Source organism: Enterobacter sp. PL_is379 (assembly GCF_055817355.1).
Window position 1 is genome coordinate 120,871 of the sequence record NZ_JBVPGT010000019.1, and the last position, 20,894, is coordinate 141,764.

The 20,894-nt window shown below is 56.2% G+C and carries 16 protein-coding genes and 1 rRNA gene; 4 read left to right on the forward strand and 13 right to left on the reverse strand.

What is annotated here, in order from left to right; all coding sequences use genetic code 11:
• Nucleotides 1-40: 40 nt before the first annotated feature.
• The 3 genes from AC0TOY_RS02555 to AC0TOY_RS02565 are packed head-to-tail and all read right to left on the reverse strand — an operon-like array spanning nt 41 to nt 3,192.
• Entirely contained in the window at nt 41-829 is a 789-nt protein-coding gene (locus AC0TOY_RS02555) for a nucleotidyltransferase domain-containing protein (protein WP_262811016.1), read from the reverse strand.
• 4 nt (nt 830-833) lie between these two features.
• On the reverse strand, nt 834-2,060 hold the full coding sequence (locus AC0TOY_RS02560) for an RtcB family protein (protein ID WP_370884552.1): 1,227 nt from the start codon (nt 2,058-2,060) through the stop codon (nt 834-836).
• Between the two features lie 4 nt (nt 2,061-2,064).
• Nucleotides 2,065-3,192 (reverse strand): slipin family protein, encoded by a 1,128-nt coding sequence (locus AC0TOY_RS02565; protein ID WP_148770066.1) that lies wholly within the window; start codon nt 3,190-3,192, stop codon nt 2,065-2,067.
• Between the two features lie 442 nt (nt 3,193-3,634).
• On the opposite strand from AC0TOY_RS02565, the gene rtcR reads away from it, so the two are divergent.
• The 3 genes from rtcR (at nt 3,635) to AC0TOY_RS02580 (ending at nt 6,582) form a co-directional block, all read left to right on the forward strand.
• A complete protein-coding gene (rtcR, locus tag AC0TOY_RS02570; protein ID WP_148770067.1) occupies nt 3,635-5,209 on the forward strand; it encodes an RNA repair transcriptional activator RtcR in 1,575 nt (524 codons plus the stop codon).
• Between the two features lie 105 nt (nt 5,210-5,314).
• Nucleotides 5,315-6,259: a ketopantoate/pantoate/pantothenate transporter PanS gene (gene panS / locus AC0TOY_RS02575; protein WP_148770069.1), complete on the forward strand. Its 945-nt coding sequence runs from the start codon at nt 5,315-5,317 to the stop codon at nt 6,257-6,259.
• Between the two features lie 50 nt (nt 6,260-6,309).
• Entirely contained in the window at nt 6,310-6,582 is a 273-nt protein-coding gene (locus AC0TOY_RS02580) for a YjbD family protein (RefSeq protein ID WP_023309994.1), read from the forward strand.
• Here AC0TOY_RS02580 and rluF read toward each other — a convergent pair whose 3' ends face one another.
• The 5 genes from rluF to metH all read right to left on the reverse strand — a co-directional run bounded on the left by rluF (nt 6,583) and on the right by metH (nt 13,647).
• Nucleotides 6,583-7,455: a 23S rRNA pseudouridine(2604) synthase RluF gene (gene rluF / locus AC0TOY_RS02585; RefSeq protein ID WP_473721455.1), complete on the reverse strand. Its 873-nt coding sequence runs from the start codon at nt 7,453-7,455 to the stop codon at nt 6,583-6,585.
• Nucleotides 7,456-7,509: 54 nt separating this feature from the next.
• On the reverse strand, nt 7,510-7,827 hold the full coding sequence (locus AC0TOY_RS02590) for a CcdB family protein (protein WP_029740630.1): 318 nt from the start codon (nt 7,825-7,827) through the stop codon (nt 7,510-7,512).
• Nucleotides 7,827-8,120: a type II toxin-antitoxin system CcdA family antitoxin gene (locus AC0TOY_RS02595; protein WP_048990569.1), complete on the reverse strand. Its 294-nt coding sequence runs from the start codon at nt 8,118-8,120 to the stop codon at nt 7,827-7,829. The genes AC0TOY_RS02590 and AC0TOY_RS02595 overlap by 1 nt, the downstream gene beginning before the upstream one ends.
• A gap of 95 nt (nt 8,121-8,215) precedes the next feature.
• Nucleotides 8,216-9,847 (reverse strand): Na/Pi cotransporter family protein, encoded by a 1,632-nt coding sequence (locus AC0TOY_RS02600; protein ID WP_420277648.1) that lies wholly within the window; start codon nt 9,845-9,847, stop codon nt 8,216-8,218.
• Between the two features lie 116 nt (nt 9,848-9,963).
• A complete protein-coding gene (metH, locus tag AC0TOY_RS02605; protein WP_473721456.1) occupies nt 9,964-13,647 on the reverse strand; it encodes a methionine synthase in 3,684 nt (1,227 codons plus the stop codon).
• Nucleotides 13,648-13,840: 193 nt separating this feature from the next.
• Between metH and iclR the strand changes: the two genes are divergently transcribed.
• Complete coding sequence (iclR, locus tag AC0TOY_RS02610; RefSeq protein WP_473721457.1) at nt 13,841-14,668, forward strand: glyoxylate bypass operon transcriptional repressor IclR; 828 nt, start codon at nt 13,841-13,843, stop codon at nt 14,666-14,668.
• A 40-nt stretch (nt 14,669-14,708) separates the two neighbouring features.
• Here the strand turns inward: iclR and aceK are convergent, their stop codons facing one another.
• From aceK to rrf, 5 genes are all read right to left on the reverse strand, one after another.
• A complete protein-coding gene (gene aceK, locus AC0TOY_RS02615) occupies nt 14,709-16,442 on the reverse strand; it encodes a bifunctional isocitrate dehydrogenase kinase/phosphatase (protein ID WP_473721458.1) in 1,734 nt (577 codons plus the stop codon).
• A 51-nt stretch (nt 16,443-16,493) separates the two neighbouring features.
• Nucleotides 16,494-17,798: an isocitrate lyase gene (gene aceA, locus AC0TOY_RS02620; protein ID WP_008503407.1), complete on the reverse strand. Its 1,305-nt coding sequence runs from the start codon at nt 17,796-17,798 to the stop codon at nt 16,494-16,496.
• Between the two features lie 31 nt (nt 17,799-17,829).
• A complete protein-coding gene (gene aceB, locus AC0TOY_RS02625; RefSeq protein WP_048990563.1) occupies nt 17,830-19,431 on the reverse strand; it encodes a malate synthase A in 1,602 nt (533 codons plus the stop codon).
• Between the two features lie 270 nt (nt 19,432-19,701).
• A complete protein-coding gene (gene metA / locus AC0TOY_RS02630; RefSeq protein WP_024906663.1) occupies nt 19,702-20,631 on the reverse strand; it encodes a homoserine O-acetyltransferase MetA in 930 nt (309 codons plus the stop codon).
• A gap of 173 nt (nt 20,632-20,804) precedes the next feature.
• Nucleotides 20,805-20,894: ribosomal RNA gene (rrf, locus tag AC0TOY_RS02635) — 5S ribosomal RNA — on the reverse strand; the annotation flags it as partial.

Here is a 20,894-nt window from a genome sequence, read left to right on the forward strand (position 1 = left end):
CGCAAGAATGGCCCGGGCGTTTTCACTACCGGGCCATTCTTTAGCTTTTCATTACTGTTCTCATCAGCAACGAATCCAGATCTTTTAAATTTCCTTCTCTGCTGTCGGGTAGTACCGGCGGTACTTCTCCTCTCACCAGCTCATTTTGCAAATAAGCGTGGAGTAATGGCCGTTTAGGACCATATTCCGCTTCACCTGCGCGCTGTTTTATTTCCAGCAATGCATCGATTTCCGCACGTAACGGCGCACACAGTTCGCTCCCGGCAAGCAGTTCGGCAAAACGCATCGGTGGAACGCCTTTCCCCGCTTCTACCCACCGCGCCGCCAGCAAAGGGCGCAGAACATAAAAGTACTTTTTCAGCCGAACCGTTTCCCCCTGTAAATATCCACGGAAGTTTTTTCGGGCCATCGAGTAGTAATGCCAGCGGGCGCGCAATGGCGAAAACCACGCGGGTATCAGCGCGCGCAACTCGGCCAATACCGTCTCATCCTCCTGATAAACAACAGGGGAATCCAGCCACTCGATAAGCGTCGGGTTTGCCCCCTTCAGCAGGCCCAGTGCCTTGCGCCATTCCCAGCCACAAACGTCCAGTTCATCATCTATCGGCAGCTCGATCACATCCCGCTGGGATTCGACGCGCAGATACCATTCTGGGCGGTGAACGTACAAAAACCGCACATCATAATCGCTATCCGGTGAGGCAAATCCCCATCCCCGGCTGCCCGATTCACAGGCGTAGAGCACGCGCACGTTATAGCGCTGCTCTATATCGCGAAGTTGCGCGCAGACTCGTGCGCGCATCGCGCTATCAACATCGTTGTTGCTCATTTTTTTATCCTTTTACACACACTACCTGACGCAGGGTATGAACGATCTCCACCAGCGACGATTGCGCGGCCATCACGGCATCAATGTCTTTATAGGCCATCGGCGTTTCATCGATCACCTCATTGTCTTTGCGACACTCTACGTGAGAGGTCGCCTGAATATGGTCGCTAAGGGTATAGCGTTTTTTTGCCGCCGTTCGGCTCATCACTCTCCCAGCACCGTGGCTGCAGGAACAGAAGCTTTGCTCGTTGCCGAGGCCACGCACGATGAAGCTCTTTGCGCCCATTGAGCCCGGAATAATCCCCATCTGCCCTTTCTGCGCCGACACCGCACCTTTGCGCGTGATCAGTACCTCTGCCCCAAAGTGATGCTCTTTCTGCACATAGTTATGATGGCAGTTAACCGCCTCCTGCTGCGTAATAAAGGGCTTAGTCACTTCGCGAGAGAGCGCCGCCAGCACGCGCGACATCATCACTTCCCGATTGTGGCGGGCAAAATCCTGCGCCCACTCCACCGCCTCGATGTAGTCCTCATAGTGACGACTCCCCTCCTGAAAATAGGCCAGATTTTTATCCGGCAGATGTCCCAGGTGATGCTGCATATCCTGCTGTGCCAGGGCGATAAACACATTACCGATGGCGTTTCCTACGCCGCGCGAGCCACTGTGCAACATCACCCAGACGCGCTGCTGCTCATCGAGGCAAATTTCAATAAAGTGGTTTCCGGTACCCAGCGTGCCCAGATGCTGGTAGTTGTTGGTTTTCAGCAACTGCGGGTATTTATCCGTGAGTTGTTTAAAACGTGGGGCCAGCACCCACCAGCGATCGTCCACTTCTTTCGGTGGCGTTTCCCACGCGCCTTTATCACGTCGAGAACGCGTATTGGTTCTCCCATGCGGTACTGCCTGTTCAATGGCGCTACGTAAACCGCTGAGATTATCCGGCAAATCACCGGCCACCAGCGACGTGCGAACGGCAATCATCCCGCAACCAATATCCACGCCAACCGCCGCAGGAATAATTGCCCCTTTGGTCGGAATCACGCTGCCGATGGTTGAGCCTTTACCGAGATGAACGTCGGGCATCACCGCAAGGTGTTTGAAAATAAACGGCATCTTTGCGGTATTCAGTAACTGCGCTTGTGCCTCTGGCTCCACGGGCACACCGTGAGTCCACATTTTGATCGGGGCGCCGTTTGGCGCTGTCAGTAATTCAAAATCATTCTGTTGCATTGCGTTATCCTTTCAGGTTAACAAGGCCGTGTAATACCTGGTCCAGGCCACCAAATACTGAAATTTTGTCGATACGCTCCGCGACCCTTTCCAGGGTTTCCAGCTCTTTTAAACGCAGCGCCACCGGGTTGTTCTCCATCACCTTTGCGGTGTTTAACAGCGATCGTGTCGCCGCCGTTTCTTCACGTCGGCGAATAACATTCGCCTGGGCCGATTTTTCGGCCTCTACCAGACGGGATAAAATCGTTTTCATATCACCAGGTAAAACAATATCTTTTACCCCAAGCGACGCAATTTCCATTCCAAAGGATGACAGGCGGCCTTGTACCTGTTTGCTGACCACCTCATCAATGATCTGCTTATCTTCCAGTAACTCATCGAGCGTGCGGGTGCCGACCGCCTCACGCAGTGCGAACTGTAGTTCGCGGTACAAATGTTCCAGCGGTTTCGTAAGCTGTCCGCAGGCCTGCAGCACGTCGCTGTAGCGCCAGTTAGCCGCCAGGTTCAGGCGCAGGTTAACTTTGTCCTTCGTCAGGATCTCCTGCCCGCTCACTTCTACTACCTGAAGGCGCGTATCCACTACCTCTGCCTCGACGAGATGGTTAATTTTCCAGTATGCCGTCAGTCCCGGCGGTAACAGTGCCTGAATTTCTCCGTCGATTTTCACCACCCCGACGTGCCAGGCAGGCACCTGTACGACCAGCATCGCGTCGCGCCCTTTTACCGCGCCATTGCGACGCGGCTGCAGAGCAGCATTCATCACGTCCTCCGGCACCCGCACATCGCGGGTATCAATTCTTCGCAGGCTCAACGCCGCATCCTGCTGCCAGTACAGACGACGTGTACAAGGCGGCACAATCTCCTGCAATACGCCGTTGTTCGATAACACCCCGATTTCATCCGCAGTAAGATCAACCGCCAGGCAGTAACGTACCACCCAGTCAGGCTGAAAGCGGCGCAGATAATCCGCCAGCGCACCCGGCACCTCGCTGCCATCCTGGCTCACCACCAGCACGTCGTCAGTATTGAACCAACCCAGACGGTGTTCACCCGCCTCCAGTACCCGGTAATAATCGCCAGCTTTTGCTACCAGTCCTAACTGACCTTTTTTTATCGTGATTTTTTTAGCCATTTTATATTCCTTAAAGTCAGGCGCGGGTGCAGGCACGAAATCACAGGGGAATGCCTTTTCGCCTGCGATCCGGCGCCATTACCGGCGACCTTCATTGGGATTGCTGACTGCGCAATCCCCGTTTTTACTTTGATGTTTACAACCAGTTTTCATTGGGAGAATGAATCGGGAATCGAACCCTTCTGTCTGTCATTGGTTGACGGAACGCCCCCGGAAAACAGCCTTGCCGTTCCTGGTGCGCCGACGGGGCCTTAACCCCCAGTGTGCTCAACGTCGTGACGTTATCTGTATTGCCAGAAGCGTGCCAAAAACAAAAATCGCCGTTTTATTTTTTTATTTTATTGATAATTAATGATTTTTTATTTATCAGGCTTTTCATGCATTGTCGTTCGGTTCAACATTTTTTATCCTGTTATATCGACAATTATCTTTCTGGATAAACATGAAGAAGCGGAAGGTGGTGATCGGGGTGCTTGGCACCGTGATGGATAAACGGGGAAAGCGGGCTAATCGCTTTCGCAAATGGCGACCGACCGTCGGGCTGTGCCAACAGCCGGATTTCCCGGTCGACAGGCTGGAGCTGCTACATCAACCGCGAGATCTCGGCATGGCTCAGCAACTGGCGGAAGATATTGTGCTGGTTTCCCCCCACACCGAGGTGCGTCCCAGCACGGTAATCATTGAAGACCCGTGGGATTTCGAAGAGGTTTATGCCGCGTTTCTCGATTTCGCCACCCAGTATACTTTTGATACCGATCACGAAGAGTATTTCGTCCACATCACCACCGGCACGCATGTGGCGCAGATCTGCTGGTTCCTGCTGACGGAAGCCCGCTATCTTCCCGCCAGCCTTTTGCAGACTGGCCCTGCCAGAAAAGAAGCCTCTGCTGAGGAGACTGCAGCCGGAACTTACTCAATTATCGACCTGGATTTAAGCCGCTACACAACCCTTACCAACCGTTTTCAGCGCGAGCAGCAGCAGTCAATCTCATTTCTGAAAGCGGGCATTGATACGCGAAATGCCACCTTTAACACTCTTATCGACAAGATTGAACGCGTGGCGCTACGTTCAACAGCCCCGATTCTGCTGACCGGCCCCACCGGCGCGGGCAAGTCGTTCCTCGCGAACCGCATTTATCAGCTTAAGCAGTCACGCCATCAGGTATCCGGCAAGCTGGTTTCCGTCAACTGCGCGACCCTGCGCGGTGATAACGCCATGTCCACGCTGTTCGGCCATGTGAAAGGAGCCTTTACCGGCGCACTATCGGCGCGCAGCGGCCTGCTGCGTGAAGCCGATGGCGGCGTCCTTTTCCTCGACGAGATTGCCGAACTAGGCCTGGATGAACAGGCGATGCTGCTCAAAGCCATTGAAGAGAAAACTTTTTTCCCGTTTGGCTCCGATAAAGAAGTTCACAGCGATTTTCAACTTATCGCCGGAACCCACCGTGATATGCGCCAGTGGGTGGCAGAGGGACGTTTTCGTGAAGATCTCTATGCCCGTATTAATATGTGGAGCTTTGCCTTGCCCGGCCTTGCCCAACGGAAAGAGGACATCACGCCGAATGTCGACTACGAACTTCAACGTTTCTCTCGCGAAACCCAGACGCAAATCCGCTTCGATAAAGAGGCGCGCGAAGGCTATCTGGCCTTTGCCTGTTCCAGCAGGGCGCTGTGGCGGGGCAACTTTCGCGAACTGAGCGCCAGCGTCGCACGCATGGCGACGCTGGCGGAACGAGGGCGTATTACTCAGGATCTGGTGCTGGAGGAGATCTCACGTCTTCAGACCGACTGGCAAACTGACGTGACGCAGCCTGCAACTGACATGGAGATTGACCTCTTTGACCAGCGGCAACTTGAAACGGTGCTGGAGGTATGTCGCCGCAGCGCATCGTTGTCTGAAGCCGGACGTGAGCTGTTTGCCGTTTCACGGCTCAAAAAAGCCAATCCTAACGACGCCGACCGACTGCGCAAATATCTGGCTCGCTTTAGTCTGAGCTGGGAAAGCATCCGGTCATAATTCATTTGAATATTACTTCCTTACGCGATAAACAATAACTATAGCCGGGCTCGATCCCGGCTTTTTATAACAAACACACACAACATTCATCGCAAGGAAATCATTATGTTATCCGCTATTACGCGGCTGTTCCCGCTATGGGCGCTGCTGCTCTCCGTACTCGCGTATTACACCCCCACCACGTTCACCGGTATTGGTCCGTGGGTCACCACGCTGCTGATGCTGATCATGTTCGGTATGGGCGTGCATCTGAAAGTCGACGACTTTAAACGCGTGCTGTCTCGCCCTGCGCCCGTCGCGGCAGGAATATTTCTGCACTACCTGGTGATGCCGCTCGCGGCGTGGCTGCTGGCGATGGCCTTTAAGATGCCGCCCGACCTCTCCGCCGGGATGGTGCTGGTGGGCAGCGTGGCCAGCGGCACGGCGTCCAACGTCATGATCTATCTGGCGAAAGGTGACGTGGCGCTCTCCGTCACTATCTCGTCCGTCTCTACGCTGGTGGGCGTGATTGCCACGCCGCTGTTAACCCGCCTGTACGTGGATGCGCATATTCAGGTGGACGTGATGGGCATGCTGCTGAGCATTCTGCAAATCGTGGTGATCCCGATTGCGGTGGGGCTGGCCATTCACCATCTTTTCCCGCGAGTGGTGAAGGCCGTTGAGCCATACCTGCCCGCGTTTTCGATGATCTGTATTCTGGCGATCATCAGCGCCGTGGTAGCGGGCTCCGCCTCACACATTGCTTCCGTAGGCTTTGTAGTGATCGTCGCGGTGGTGCTGCATAACACCATTGGTCTGCTGGGCGGCTACTGGGGCGGGAAACTGTTTGGCTTCGACGAATCGACCTGCCGCACGCTGGCGATTGAGGTAGGGATGCAGAACTCCGGCCTGGCGGCGGCGCTTGGTAAAATTTACTTCTCCCCGCTGGCGGCCCTGCCTGGCGCGCTGTTCTCCGTCTGGCACAACCTCTCCGGCTCGCTGCTGGCGGGCTACTGGTCCGGCAAACCGATTGATGAACAAACAAAAAAAGATGCGGTGAAGCAGGGTTAATTTACGCTGCTTGCTTTACACTGAAGCCTCTCTCTCAGGAGGCTTCAGCAATGGCTACACCACGTTTGACCCAGAAAGACATGACCGAAGCCGAGCAGCGCGAACTGAAAACGCTTCTCGACCGCGCCCGTATCGCACATGGCCGCACGCTGACGAACGCCGAAACCAATCAGGTGAAAAAAGAGTACATCGATAAGCTGATGGCGCAGCGTGACGCCGCGGCGAAAAAAGCCCGCAAGCTGAAAAAAGAGCAGGCTTATAAACCGGATGCAGAGGCGACCTTTTCCTGGTCGGCCACAACGTCTACCCGTGGAAGGCGCTAATCAGCGCCCTTTCTTTTTGCGCCCCGGCTGGGTAAAGCGTTTTCCGTTGCCCGGCTTGCCGCGCCCTTTCTCTTCCGCCTGCGGCGCCTTCACCACCGGGCGCTTAATCGCCTGGGTTTTCGGTTTGGCTTTGGTCTTCGGCTTCGCTTCGGACGAGGAATTCTCGATAAGCTTGAACAGCTCGATCAGTTCGTCGTCCGTTAAGTCGCGCCATTCGCCCAGCGGAATGCCGGACAGGCTGACGTTCATGATGCGCGTGCGCTCAAGCTTCGTCACTTCATAACCGAAATGTTCGCACATGCGGCGGATCTGGCGGTTTAAGCCCTGCACAAGGGTAATACGGAACGCGAACGGCGCTTCTTTCTTCACCTTACACTTTTTCGTAACGGTACCAAGGATCGGCACACCGGCGCCCATACCGCGAATGAAGTCGTCCGTGACCGGCTTATTCACCGTCACAATGTACTCTTTCTCGTGATCGTTGCCGGCACGCAGGATCTTGTTGACCAGATCGCCGTGGTTGGTGAGGAAAATCAGCCCCTGAGAGTCTTTATCCAGACGGCCAATCGGGAAGATACGGCTGCTGTGGTTCACGAAATCAACGATGTTGTCCCGCTCACCGTCTTCCGTGGTGCTGACAATCCCAACCGGTTTGTTCAACGCGATAAACACCAGGTCTTCAGCATCACGCGGTTCGATGAGCTGACCATTCACTTTAACCACATCGCCAGGCACCACCTGATCGCCGATGGTGGCGCGTTTGCCGTTAAGAAACACGTTACCTTGTTCAATGTAACGGTCAGCCTCGCGACGTGAGCAGATCCCGCTCTCGCTAATGTATTTGTTTAATCGGGTTGATTGAGTTGGCAGCATAGTTTCTCCTGTGAAGGGCGAAATATACCTTACCTTGCGGCTGACAAAAAAGTGTTAGTAACCGTTGATCAAAAAATCGAGTGCATCCCGCAATGAAGCACGGTTTTGCGTAAGATCGGCGACACGCTCGCCTAACTCTTTTGGCGATATGCCTGCCATCATGTGCATCATTACCACACAGGGTTTACCCGCTATCTCAACGACAGGGCACACTTTCGCAGGTGGCTGAATGCCTCCCAGATGGCTAAGTTCAACTGCGGGGGCGACCAGAACATGCTTCATCACATTAGCCACGGGATGCTGCATATTGATTAGCCAGGGATAGGCAGTTTTCCCCTTACCTTCATTCTCATAAGCAAAATATTGCTCCATCAGAACGACCTCTGAAAGTCACTAAAGGAGCCGTTTTCATCAACCCACTGGTTAATGGCCTCGATAGAAGCTTTATTTTCTGCTAACCACTCTGCACGCTGATGCGCACGAAACTGCTCCTGCAGTGCAGCCGTGAGCACGGCAGAGAGATTAAGTTTAAGCCGTCGCGCCTCTTCAAGGATTTCAGGTGCTAACGACACGTTGACTGATTTTTTAATGCCATGAGTAGTGCGCATGAAAACCCCCATCGGAATGCGCATGAATTGGCGAAGTGTAGCGTAATAAACGACCATTTTCTATTCCCTAAAAAACGTAAGGTCTAAAGGGTAAATGGCGCTTGATAAGGTGTCACGCCTCGCAACAAGGTTTTGCGAGGCGCTTTCAGAGATTAATACTCATCCCGCTGGTCATCTTCATCCGGCTGTTCCATCACGCTGTACGCCACCGCGCAGAACAATGAGTTGAGGCGCTTCATATCCCCCAGCAGTCCCAGGTGGAGTGAGCTGGTTTCGATACTCTGCACGTTCTGCTGGTGCAGACGCTCAACGTGGGCGTGCGAGTAGCGGCGGTTAAGAATGCGGAAACGATGCTTGTTGCGGCGCAGGCGGCGCGCGCTCGGCACATCGCTGGAGAAGAATACCGACATCGCCAGCTTGAGGTTGCTGACCAGCTGTTCGTGCAGCGCTTCCAGCTCCTTCAGGCCTTCACCTGAAAACGCACGACGCGCGGCAAGGGATTTGTCGGCGATCTCGCTGCCCATGCGTTCAACGATATCCGAAGCCTGCTCAAGGTTAAGCGACATCTCGATAATTTCCGCCCAGCGGCGGGACTCCTCTTCCGCCAGCTCGTCCTGCGGCATGCGCGCCAGGTAAAGCTTGATGGCGGTATAGAGCACGTTGATATCGTCAGCTAACCTGCGCAGCTCTTTCTCTTCACGCGGCTCGCCGTGCATCACCTTTTGCAGGCCTTCGAGCATGGTTTCCATCGCGTCGCCCATGCGCAGCGTCTCGCGCGCGGCATTCGCCAGCGCCAGCGCCGGGGTATCCAGCGCGGACGTATCCAGGTGCTTCGGTTTCAGGCGCGCATCCAGCTCCGGTTCGTCCTGAATGAGGCGTTCGCAGAAGCGCGCCATCGACCCGGCAAAAGGCACCATCGCCAGGCAGCGCACCAGGTTGTAGAACACGTGGAAATAGATCACCAGCTCCGCTTTCGGCAGCGGGAGGTTGTCCATCAGGTTCGCCAGCGGGTGGATAAAGGGCAGGATAATCAGGCTGCCCACCAGCTTAAACAGCAGGCTGCCGAGGGCCACGCGGCGGGCGGCGGCGTTGGCCGCGCTGTTATTGAGCATCGCCAGCAGGCCCGAGCCGAGGTTGGCACCGATCACCAGGCACAGCGCGACCGGGAATGAGATCGCCCCGGCGGCGGTGAGCGTGGCCGTCAGGAGCACGGCGGCCAGGCTGGAGTAGCTGACGATGGCAAACACCGCGCCAATAAGCGCGTCGAGCATGATGTCCCCGGTCAGGGAAGCGAAGATGACCTGAACGCCGTTGGCCTCGGTAATAGGGGTGACCGCCTGCACAATCAGCTCCAGCGCCAGCAGGATCAGCCCCAGGCCAATCCCCACGCGTCCAAGCTGGCCGGCCCGCGTCTGTTTGCGGCCGAGGAAGAAGATCACGCCTATAAAAATCAGCAGCGGTGACAGCCAGGAAAGATCGAACGTCAGGATACGCGCCATCAGCGCGGTACCTACATCCGCACCCAGCACAATGACCAGCGCCGGGGCCAGCGCCACCAGATCCTGCGCCACAAAGGAGGTGACAAGCAGGGTTGTGGCGTTGCTGCTCTGAACCAGTGCCGTTACGCCAATACCCGCGCAGAAGGCGAGCGGCTTCTTCTCAACGCTGCTGCTGAGAACGGTACGTAAGCGCGCGCCAAATACGCGCATTACGCCGGTACGGACGATATGGGTGCCCCATACGAGCAGTGCGACTGCAGAGAGCAGATGTAACAGGGTCAGCACGGAAGGTTTTCCTCCTTATCGTTATTCGTTTTCCATAGGTTCAGTATAAGGGGTTAAGCGTAAGAAAGAGACAAGGCACCCTTGAGGTGCCCTGTTTGTTGTAAGGAAAAGTGATTTTAGTCGGCGTCGTAGCCGAGATTAGGGGCCAGCCAGCGCTCCACTTCTGATACGCTCATCCCTTTGCGCAAGGCGTAATCTTCGATCTGATCCCGCTGCAGCTGCGCCACGGCGAAGTACTTGCTGTCCGGATGGCTGAAGTACCAGCCTGAGACTGACGCACCCGGCCACATGGCGAACGACTCGGTGAGCTTCATACCTGTATGCGCTTCGACGTCCAGCAGTTTCCAGATGGTGCCTTTTTCGGTGTGTTCCGGGCAGGCCGGGTATCCCGGCGCCGGGCGAATGCCCTGGTAATTTTCGCGGATCAGATCCTCATTGCTGAGGTTTTCGTTCGCCGCGTAGCCCCAGTGCACCTTACGCACGCGCTCGTGGAGGTACTCGGCGAAGGCTTCCGCCAGGCGGTCGGCAATCGCTTTCACCATGATTTTATTGTAATCATCGTGCTGCGCTTCGAACGCGTCCGCCAGCGCATCTTCTTCCAGACCGCCGGTTACCGCAAAGGCGCCGATATAGTCGGCTTTACCACTTAACTTCGGCGCGACGAAATCGGCCAGGCAGTAGTTAGCAAAGCCCACTTTCTCGGTTTGCTGGCGCAGATGGCGGCTGACTGCCAATACGTGGGTGCGGGTTTCATCGCGATAAATTTCAATGTCGTCACCCACGCGGTTCGCCGGGAACAGCCCCACCACGCCGCGCGGGTTGAGGGTTTTCTCTGCGCTCAGCGTGTCGAGCATGTCGTTGGCATCTTTAAACAGGCGCTTCGCCTCCTCGCCTACCACCTCATCCTCCAGGATGCGCGGATATTTACCCGCCAGCGACCAGGTCATAAAGAACGGCGTCCAGTCGATGTAGTTGCGCAGCGTCTCGATGCTGGCGCTGACCTCCTGAACGCCCAGACGATGCGCGACCGGCGGCGTATAGCTCGACCAGTCAAAGGCCAGATCGTTGTCGCGCGCCGCCTGGAGTGAAACAGGCGGGGTGCGCGGCTTCTTACGGCCGTGCTGGATGCGGACGGTTTCGTACTCTTTGCGGGTGCGCTCAACAAACTCGTCGCGCTGGGTGTCAGAGAGCAGCGCGGAGACCACGCCCACGGTGCGCGAGGCGTTCTGCACGTACACCGTCGGCCCGCTGTAGTTCTGCTCGATTTTCACCGCCGTGTGCGCTTTGGAGGTGGTCGCGCCGCCAATCAGCAGCGGAATTGTGAAGCCCTGACGCTCCATCTCCTTCGCCACGTTAACCATCTCGTCCAGCGACGGCGTAATCAGCCCGGAGAGGCCAATCAGGTCGGCGTTCACTTCGCGCGCGGTCTTGAGGATTTTATCCGCCGGGACCATCACGCCGAGGTCGATAATTTCGTAGTTATTACACTGCAGCACCACGCCGACGATATTCTTGCCGATGTCGTGCACGTCGCCCTTGACGGTGGCAATGACCATCTTACCGTTGCTGGAACCTTTCTCTTTGCTGGCTTCGATGTAGGGCTCAAGATACGCCACCGCCTGCTTCATCACGCGGGCGGATTTCACCACCTGCGGCAGGAACATCTTGCCTTCGCCAAACAGATCGCCGACCACGTTCATGCCGTCCATCAGCGGGCCTTCAATCACCTCAATCGGGCGGGCAGCCTGCTGGCGCGCCTCTTCGGTGTCGAGCTCGATAAATTCGGTAATGCCTTTAACCAGCGAGTATTCCAGACGCTTTTTCACATCCCAGGAACGCCACTCGGCCTGCTGAACGTTTGCCGCCTCATCCGATTTGCTGCCGCGGTATTTCTCCGCCAGGTCCAGCATGCGCTCGGTGGCGTCGTCGCGGCGGTTAAGGATCACGTCCTCGACGGCATCGCGCAGCTCGGCAGGAAGGTCGTCGTAAATCGCCAGCTGTCCGGCGTTAACGATCCCCATGTCCATGCCGTTGCGGATGGCGTAGTAGAGGAACACGGCGTGGATCGCTTCACGCACCGGGTCGTTACCGCGGAACGAGAACGACACGTTCGATACGCCGCCGGAGATCAGCGCATGCGGCAGCTCGCGCTTGATGTCCTCGCACGCGCCGATAAAGTCCTGAGCGTAGTTATTATGCTCTTCGATGCCGGTCGCCACGGCGAAGATGTTCGGGTCAAAGATGATGTCTTCCGGCGGGAAGCCCACCTCTTCGGTCAAAATCTTGTACGCGCGGCGGCAAATCTCGATTTTGCGCTCGCGGGTATCCGCCTGGCCCACTTCGTCAAAGGCCATGACCACCACGGCGGCACCGTAGCGGCGGACCATTTTCGCGTGGTGGATAAAGATATCAACGCCCTCTTTCATCGAGATAGAGTTGACGATGCCTTTACCCTGAATGCACTTCAGCCCTTTTTCGATGACTTCCCATTTGGAGGAGTCAATCATGATCGGCACGCGGGCGATGTCCGGCTCACCGGCGATCAGGTTGAGGAAACGCACCATCGCCGCTTCGGCGTCGAGCATCCCCTCATCCATGTTGATATCGATAATCTGCGCGCCGCTTTCCACCTGCTGGCGGGCGACGTCCAGCGCTTCGCTGTACTTCTCTTCTTTGATCAGGCGCTTGAACTTTGCAGAACCGGTGACGTTAGTACGCTCACCCACGTTTACAAACAGGCTATCGTCGCCAATGGTCAACGGCTCAAGGCCGGAAAGGCGACAGGCAATCGGAAGCTCGGGCAGCCTGCGCGGCGGCAGTCCGGCGACGGCGTTGCTCATGGCCGCGATGTGCTCCGGCGTGGTGCCGCAGCAGCCACCGACAATGTTCAGGAAGCCAGACTCGGCCCACTCGCGGATTTGCGCCGCCATGGTGTCGGCATCGAGATCGTATTCACCGAACGCGTTCGGCAGACCGGCGTTCGGGTGGGCGGTGACGTAGCATTCCGCTATACGGGACAGCTCCTGCACGTACTGGCGCAGTTCATCCGGCCCCAGCGCGCAGTTAAGGCCAAAGGAGAGCGCTTCGGCGTGGCGCAGGGAGTTATAAAACGCTTCGGTTGTCTGGCCGGACAGGGTACGGCCAGAGGCATCGGTGATGGTGCCGGAAATCATGATCGGCAGGTCAACGCCCAGCGCCTCAAACTCCTCTTTCACCGCGTAAATTGCGGCTTTGGCGTTGAGGGTGTCGAATACGGTTTCAATCAGGATCAGATCGGAGCCGCCTTCCAGCAGAGCTTTGGTCGATTCCCGGTAGGCGGCAACCAGCTGGTCAAAGGTGATGTTACGAAACGCCGGGTCGTTGACGTCCGGTGAAATCGACGCGGTGCGGTTCGTCGGGCCTAGCACCCCGGCAACGTAGCGCGGCTTGTCCGGCGTGCGGGCCGTCCACTCGTCGGCGCAGGCGCGCGCCAGCTTAGCGGCTTCCAGGTTGATTTCCGCCGACAGGGATTCCATCTGGTAATCCGCCATGGCGATGGTTGTCGAGTTGAAGGTGTTGGTTTCAACGATATCCGCACCCGCTTCGAAGTAGGCGTTGTGGATATCCTTAATCACGGACGGCTTGCTGAGCACCAGCAGGTCGTTGTTTCCTTTCAGGTCACATGGCCAGTCGGCAAAGCGCTCGCCGCGGAAATCGTCTTCACTCAGACGATAGCCCTGGATCATGGTGCCCATGCCGCCGTCCAGCACCAGAATTCGTTCATTTAACTGCGCACGCAGTTGCTCTACTTTGCTGCTCACACTTGCTCCCGACAACGCTCAACAAGGCCAAAAGGCTGGGTTCCATACTGGCACAATCTCGCAGGGTGGAAAAGCCACTCAGGGGTAACATGAGACATGTTCACCATCACTCCTCCGATCAGTCAGGATAACGGTTGCAAATCCACCAAATAAAACGAAAATGATTTCCACGATACAGAAAAAGGAGATCGCCATGGTCGCGACCGTTCCCGCCAAACGCGGCAGAAAGCCTGCTGCCACCGCCGCCGCACAACAGGGCGGACAGGTTCAATCGCTCACGCGTGGTCTGAAGCTGCTGGAGTGGATAGCCGAGTCGCACAGCAGCGTGGCCCTGACGGAGCTGGCCCAGCAGGCTGGCCTGCCGAACTCCACAACGCACCGTCTGCTGACCACCATGCAGCAGCTGGGCTTTGTGCGTCAGGTGGGCGAGCTGGGGCACTGGGCGGTGGGCGCGCACGCGTTTATCGTCGGCAGCAGCTTCCTGCAGAGCCGCAACCTGCTGGCGATTGTGCACCCGATTTTGCGCAAGCTGATGGAAGATTCCGGCGAGACGGTAAACCTGGCGGTACTGGACCAGAGCGACCATCAGGCGATTATCATCGACCAGGTGCAGTGCACGCAGCTGATGCGCATGTCCGCACCGATTGGCGGCAAGCTGCCGATGCACGCGTCCGGGGCGGGGAAAGCATTTCTCTCGCAGCTGAGCGAGGAGCAGGTGACGGGGCTGCTGCACCGTAAAGGGCTGCACGCCTACACCCACGCCACGCTGGTGTCGCCCGTGCATCTGAAAGAAGATCTGGCCCTGACCCGCAAGCGCGGCTATTCGTTTGATGATGAAGAACATGCCCTGGGCCTGCGCTGCCTCGCGGCCTGTATTTTTGACGAGCACCGCGAGCCGTTTGCCGCCATCTCCATCTCCGGGCCGATTTCGCGCATGACCGACGACCGCGTGACCGAGCTCGGTGCGCTGGTGATTAAGGCGGCGAAAGAGGTGACGCTGGCGTACGGTGGGATTCGTTAAAATTGAGTGCGGCCTGATGCACTCACCCCGGCCCTCTCCCTCAGGGAGAGGGAGAAAAGCGGATGCAAAACCGCTGCTTGCGGCGGTATGCATACACATCTTCCACGTGCCCGTTTTTGATCCGCGTTTGCAGTCCGCGCCAGTAGCTGGCGCGAAACAGATCGGCATGCATCTCTTCGAATAGCGGTCCGATGCGCGGATCGGCACACAGCCAGTGACGAAACTCTTCGGGAAACACATCGCCCGGCGAAACGCTGTACCACGGCTCACCGGAAAGCTCATCTTCCGGGTAGCGGGGCGGTGGGATATCGCGGAAATTCACTTCGGTCATGTAGCAAATTTCGTCGTAATCGTAGAACACCACCCGCCCGTGTCGGGTGACGCCGAAGTTTTTAAACAGCATGTCGCCCGGGAAAATATTGGCGGCGGCAAGCTGGCGAATCGCGTTGCCGTACTCTTCAATGGCATCCCGCAGCGCCTGACCTTCGGACTGCTCAAGCCAGATATTCAGCGGCACCATGCGGCGCTCAATATAGAGATGGCTAATCACGATTTTGTCACCCAGATCGGTGATTTTCGCGGGCGCTTCCTGCATCAACAGCGCCATGAGCGCCGGGTCGATCTGCTGTTTATCCAGCACAAAGTTTTCGAATTCCTGAGTATCCGCCATGCGCCCGACGCGATCGTGCTCTTTAACCAGCTGATAGCAAGCGCGAACGTGCGCGGCGGTCATCTCTTTCTGCGGGGCGAATCTGTCCTTAATCACCTTAAAGACCCGGTCGAAACCCGGCAGCGTAAAGACCAGCATCACCATACCGCGAATGCCTGGCGCTTCGATAAACTGCTCATCGGCCGTGGTGACATAACGCAGGTATTCCCGGTAGCTTTCCGTTTTAGCGTGCTTCTGGCAGCCAATCGCCATATACAGCTCGGCGGTGGTTTTACCCGGCAGGATCTCGCGCAGCCACTCCACCAGTGCGGCAGGTAACGGTGCATAGACCATAAAATAGGAGCGGGCGAAACCAAACACGATGCTGGCCTCGGCGCCGGTGGTCAGGCAGGTATCGACAAACAGTTCCCCGTCGTCGGTACGGTGAATCGGCAGCAGAAACGGCACAATGGCGGTTGGCGTAACCAGTTTGCCCACCAGCCAGGCGGCTTTATTGCGGTAGAAAAGCTCGTTGGCCACCTGCAAATGGCTGTGGCTGAGCACCTCCGCGCCGAAGGCTTCATTGAGATGGGCGTAGATATAGCCGATATCCCGGGTTTTATTCTCCCAGGGCAGGCGCAGCGGCAAATCCGTTAGCACGCGGTGCAGGAGCTTTTCCCATCCGCGATCGGGAAAGAAATCTTTCGCCAGCGGACGTGGGATGGTTCGAAAGCGCCGCTCGGGCTGGGAGCTGAAGATAAATAACCGCTCAGGAGATAATGAGCGGTGGTCAAATAACCGGCAATAGACGGAGTTGAAAAAGCTCTCCGCAATCTCGAAGCGCGGGTAGTCGGGTAACAAATGGGTGTAATGCTCTTTTACGCGCAGTAAAAATTCCGCGTCCGGACTTTTACCGTCGGTAATACAACGCAACTGCTCCACCACCAGACCCACGTGGTGGTCATAAAGATGGATACGCTGCTTCATGGCCTGCTGAACCGCATGCCAGTCTGCGTGTTCGAAGCGCTGCTGCGCGCCGGAGGTCACTTCAAGAAAACGACCATACTGGGCATCGAAGCCCTGCAAAATAGTTTGGGCAATCAGTAATTCCAGGCCACGCGACATATATTCCCCCTCACCACCAACCCTCTCCCCAGGGGGGAGAGGGGGAAAAGATTAGAACTGTGCTTCTTCCGTTGAACCCGTCAAGGCGGTGACGGAGGAGGTGCCGCCCTGAATAATCGTGGTCACATTATCAAAGTAGCCGGTGCCCACTTCCTGCTGGTGAGAGACGAAGGTATAACCATCTTTGCCCGCCGCAAATTCCGGCTGCTGCACCTTCTCAACGTAGTGCTTCATGCCCTCACCCTGCGCATAGGCGTGCGCCAGATCGAACATGTTGAACCACATGCTGTGGATGCCTGCCAGAGTAATGAACTGGTATTTGTAGCCCATGTCGGACAGCTGCTGCTGGAAGCTGGCGATCGTTTTGTCATCCAGCTTTTTCTGCCAGTTGAAGGACGGCGAGCAGTTGTAGGCCAGCAGTTTGCCCGGGTACTTCGCATGAATGGCATCAGCAAAGCGTTTTGCCAGCGCCAGATCCGGCGTAGACGTTTCACACCAGACCAGATCCGCGTACGGCGCGTACGCCAGACCGCGGCTGATCGCCTGCTCGATACCCGCGTGGGTACGATAGAAACCTTCACTGGTACGCTCGCCGGTGATGAACTCGCTGTCGTACGGATCGCAGTCAGAGGTGATCAGGTCAGCCGCGTCGGCATCGGTACGGGCAATGACCAGCGTCGGCACACCGAGCACGTCAGCAGCCAGACGCGCGGCAACCAGCTTCTGCACGGCTTCCTGAGTCGGAACGAGCACCTTACCGCCCATGTGTCCGCATTTCTTCACTGACGCCAGCTGATCTTCGAAGTGAACGGCCGCTGCACCGGCCTCAATCATCGATTTCATCAGCTCGAAGGCGTTCAGCACGCCGCCGAAGCCCGCTTCCGCATCTGCAACGATCGGCAGGAAATAATCAATAAAGCGCGGATCGTTAGGTTCGATGCCCGCCGCCCACTGGATCTGATCTGCACGACGGAAGGTGTTGTTGATCCGATCCACGACCGACGGCACGGAGTTAGCCGGATAGAGCGACTGATCCGGGTACATGCTGGAGGCCAGGTTGGCGTCCGCCGCGACCTGCCAGCCGGAGAGGTAAATCGCCTCAATACCGGCCTTCGCCTGCTGCAGCGCCTGACCGCCGGTCAGCGCGCCGAGGCTGTTGATGTAGCCCTTTTTAGAGCCACCGTGCAGCAGCTTCCACATTTTAGCCGCGCCATTTTGCGCCAGCGTGCATTCCGGATTGACCGAGCCGCGTAATTTCACCACGTCCTCCGCGCTGTACGGACGGCGGATGCCTTCCCAGCGAGGTTGTGTCCACTCTTTCTTTAATTCTTCGATTTGTTGGGTACGGGTTTTCATGTGCAGATGCTCCATATTGTTATGTGATGAGTTACGCCAGGAAGCGGTAGCCCGGCAGGGTCAGGAAGTCGATTAAGTCATCTGATGTGGTGATTTGCTCCATCAGGCGCGCAGCGTCGTCAAAGCGTCCGCTGCTGAAGCGGTGTTCGCCCAGCTCGTCCTGGATCACCCGCATCTCTTCGGCCAGCATCTGGCGGAACAGGGATTTGGTCACCGGCTTGCCGTTGCTGAGCGTTTTTTGATGGTGGATCCACTGCCAGATAGAGGTACGTGAGATCTCTGCCGTCGCGGCATCTTCCATCAGGCCGTAGATCGGCACGCAGCCGTTGCCGGAGATCCACGCTTCGATGTATTGCACGGCGACGCGAATATTGGCACGCATGCCCTCTTCCGTCCGCTCGCCCGCACACGGAGCCAGCAGCTGTTCTTCAGCCGTTGGGGCATCCTCTTCGCGCGTAACAAACAGCTGGTTTTTATTGTCACCGAGTACGCGGTTGAAGACCTCCATCGCCGTATCGGCCAGGCCGGGATGGGCAATCCACGTGCCGTCGTGACCGTTACGGGCTTCAAGCTCTTTGTCGGCCTTCACCTTGTTGAGCACCTGATTGTTGCGCTCTGCGTCTTTGCTCGGGATAAATGCCGCCATGCCGCCCATCGCAAAGGCACCGCGCTTGTGGCAGGTTTTGATCAGCAGACGCGAGTAGGCGCTCAGGAACGGTTTATCCATGGTCACGACCTGGCGATCCGGCAGCACGCGATCGGGATAGTTTTTCAGGGTTTTGATGTAGCTGAAAATATAGTCCCAGCGTCCGCAGTTCAGGCCGACAATGTGGTCTCTCAGGGCGTGCAGAATTTCATTCATCTGGAACACGGCGGGCAGCGTTTCAATCAGCAGCGTGGCCTTGATGGTGCCGCGCGGCAGGTTGAAACGATCTTCCGCGTAGCTGAAGACCTCGCTCCACCAGGCCGCTTCCTGCCAGGCCTGCGTTTTTGGCAGATAGAAATACGGGCCGCTGCCCTTCGCCAGCAGGGCTTTGTAGTTGTGGAAGAAATAGAGCGCAAAATCAAACAGGCTGCCCGGAATGGCTTCCCCACGCCAGGTGACATGTTTTTCAGGCAGGTGCAGCCCACGTACGCGGCAGATCAGCACCGCCGGGTTCGGCTTGAGCTGGTAAATTTTGCCGGCTTCATTGGTATAGCTGATGGTGCCGTTCACGGCGTCGCGCAGATTGATCTGCCCGTCGATAACTTTGTTCCAGTCAGGCGCCAGTGAGTCTTCAAAATCGGCCATAAAGACTTTAACGTTGGCGTTCATGGCGTTGATCACCATTTTGCGCTCTACCGGACCGGTGATCTCAACGCGACGATCCTGTAAATCTTCAGGGATGCCGCGGATTTTCCACTCGCCACGACGAATGGAAGCGGTTTCCGAAATGAATCCAGGCAACTTGCCATCGTCAATTTCCTGCTGCTGATGAATACGTGCCGCCAGCAGCTTATTACGTTGCGGCGTAAAGCGAGTCACCAGTTCAGTCAGAAATTCTACCGCTTCCGCCGTCAAAACTTGCTGTTCTTGCTCGCCATACGGCTGGGTAAAGGCCAGTTCATCGACCGTCGTTGCCTGTTGAGTCATTACTCTGCTCCTCATCAAAGATCCAAAATCACGCTCCCGATGCGAACGAAAGATCGTTGGGTAGTTTTCGCTCAGCAGAATTAAGACTATCTCTATTTTTTCCAAAATCAAAAACAATTTCCATTTTAATTGTTAATTGCAATTAATTAATTGATTTTATTGAGATTAAAGTTTGACTGAATGATGAGGGGTATTTCGGAAATAAAAAAGGCACCCGAAGGTGCCTGATTTGAATAGCTGAAACGCTTTAGGATCGTTTAGTGCAGACGATTACTCCAGCGTTGGATTCATGTGACGCAGATCGTATGGCGTTATCTGATAGACGTAATAGTTGAGCCAGTTAGTGAAAAGCAAATTCCCGTGGCTGCGCCAGGTTGCTCTCGGTTTGTTTTGCGGATCGTCTTTCGGGAAATAGTTGTACGGCACATCCGGATTAAGACCCGCTTCGACATCACGGAAATACTCTGACGCAAGGGTATGCGGATCGTACTCAGGATGCCCGGTTACGAATGCAATGCGTTTATCCTTGCTGGCAAACAGGTAAGCGTCCCCATCTTCCGTTTCTGCCAGGATCTCCAGATCGGTGTAATCACGAATCAGCTGGGCCGGGAAATCGGCGTAGCGAGAATGCGGAGCCAGGAAAGAGTCATCGAAACCCCGCGTCAGCAACGCATGTGGATGGAGAATATGGTGTTCGTATACGCCGGAGAGCTTTTCAGTGCGGGTTTGCTTGGGGATGCCATAGAGAATATTCAGTGCGGCTTGTACCGCCCAACAGACAAACAATGTGGACGTAACGTGATCTTTTGCCCACTCCAGCACCTGTTTGATCTGCGGCCAGTAGGCGACATCGTTAAATTCAACCAGACCCAGCGGGGCACCGGTCACAATCAGTCCGTCGAAGTTTTCCCCCTGAATGTCATCGAAGTTACAGTAGAAGTTGTTCAGATGCTCAGAAGGCGTGTTACGTGACTCACGGGCATCGATTCGCAGCAGCTGAATATCAACCTGCAGCGGGGAGTTCGACAGAAGACGCAGGAACTGGTTTTCTGTTTCGATCTTTTTTGGCATCAGATTGAGAATAAGCACCTTCAGCGGGCGAATTTCCTGACCTGTCGCGCGCGAAGCCGTCATGACGAAGACGTTTTCTTCACGCAAGAAATTGACGGCTGGTAGCTCGTCCTGCACCCGAATCGGCATAGCTTTATATCCTCACAGCATACGTATAAACGTTTAGACATCCAGATAGCTAACGATACCCAGAAATGGTTTGAATGTCGAGTCTGCAAGCAGAAGGTGAGAAAGTTTCAAGGAGGGGGAAAACAAAAGCAAAAAACCCCGCACCTTACGGTACGGGGTTCTTCTTAATTGATGCCTGGCAGTTCCCTACTCTCACATGGGGAGACCCCACACTACCATCGGCGCTACGGCGTTTCACTTCTGAGTTCGGCATGGGGTCAGGT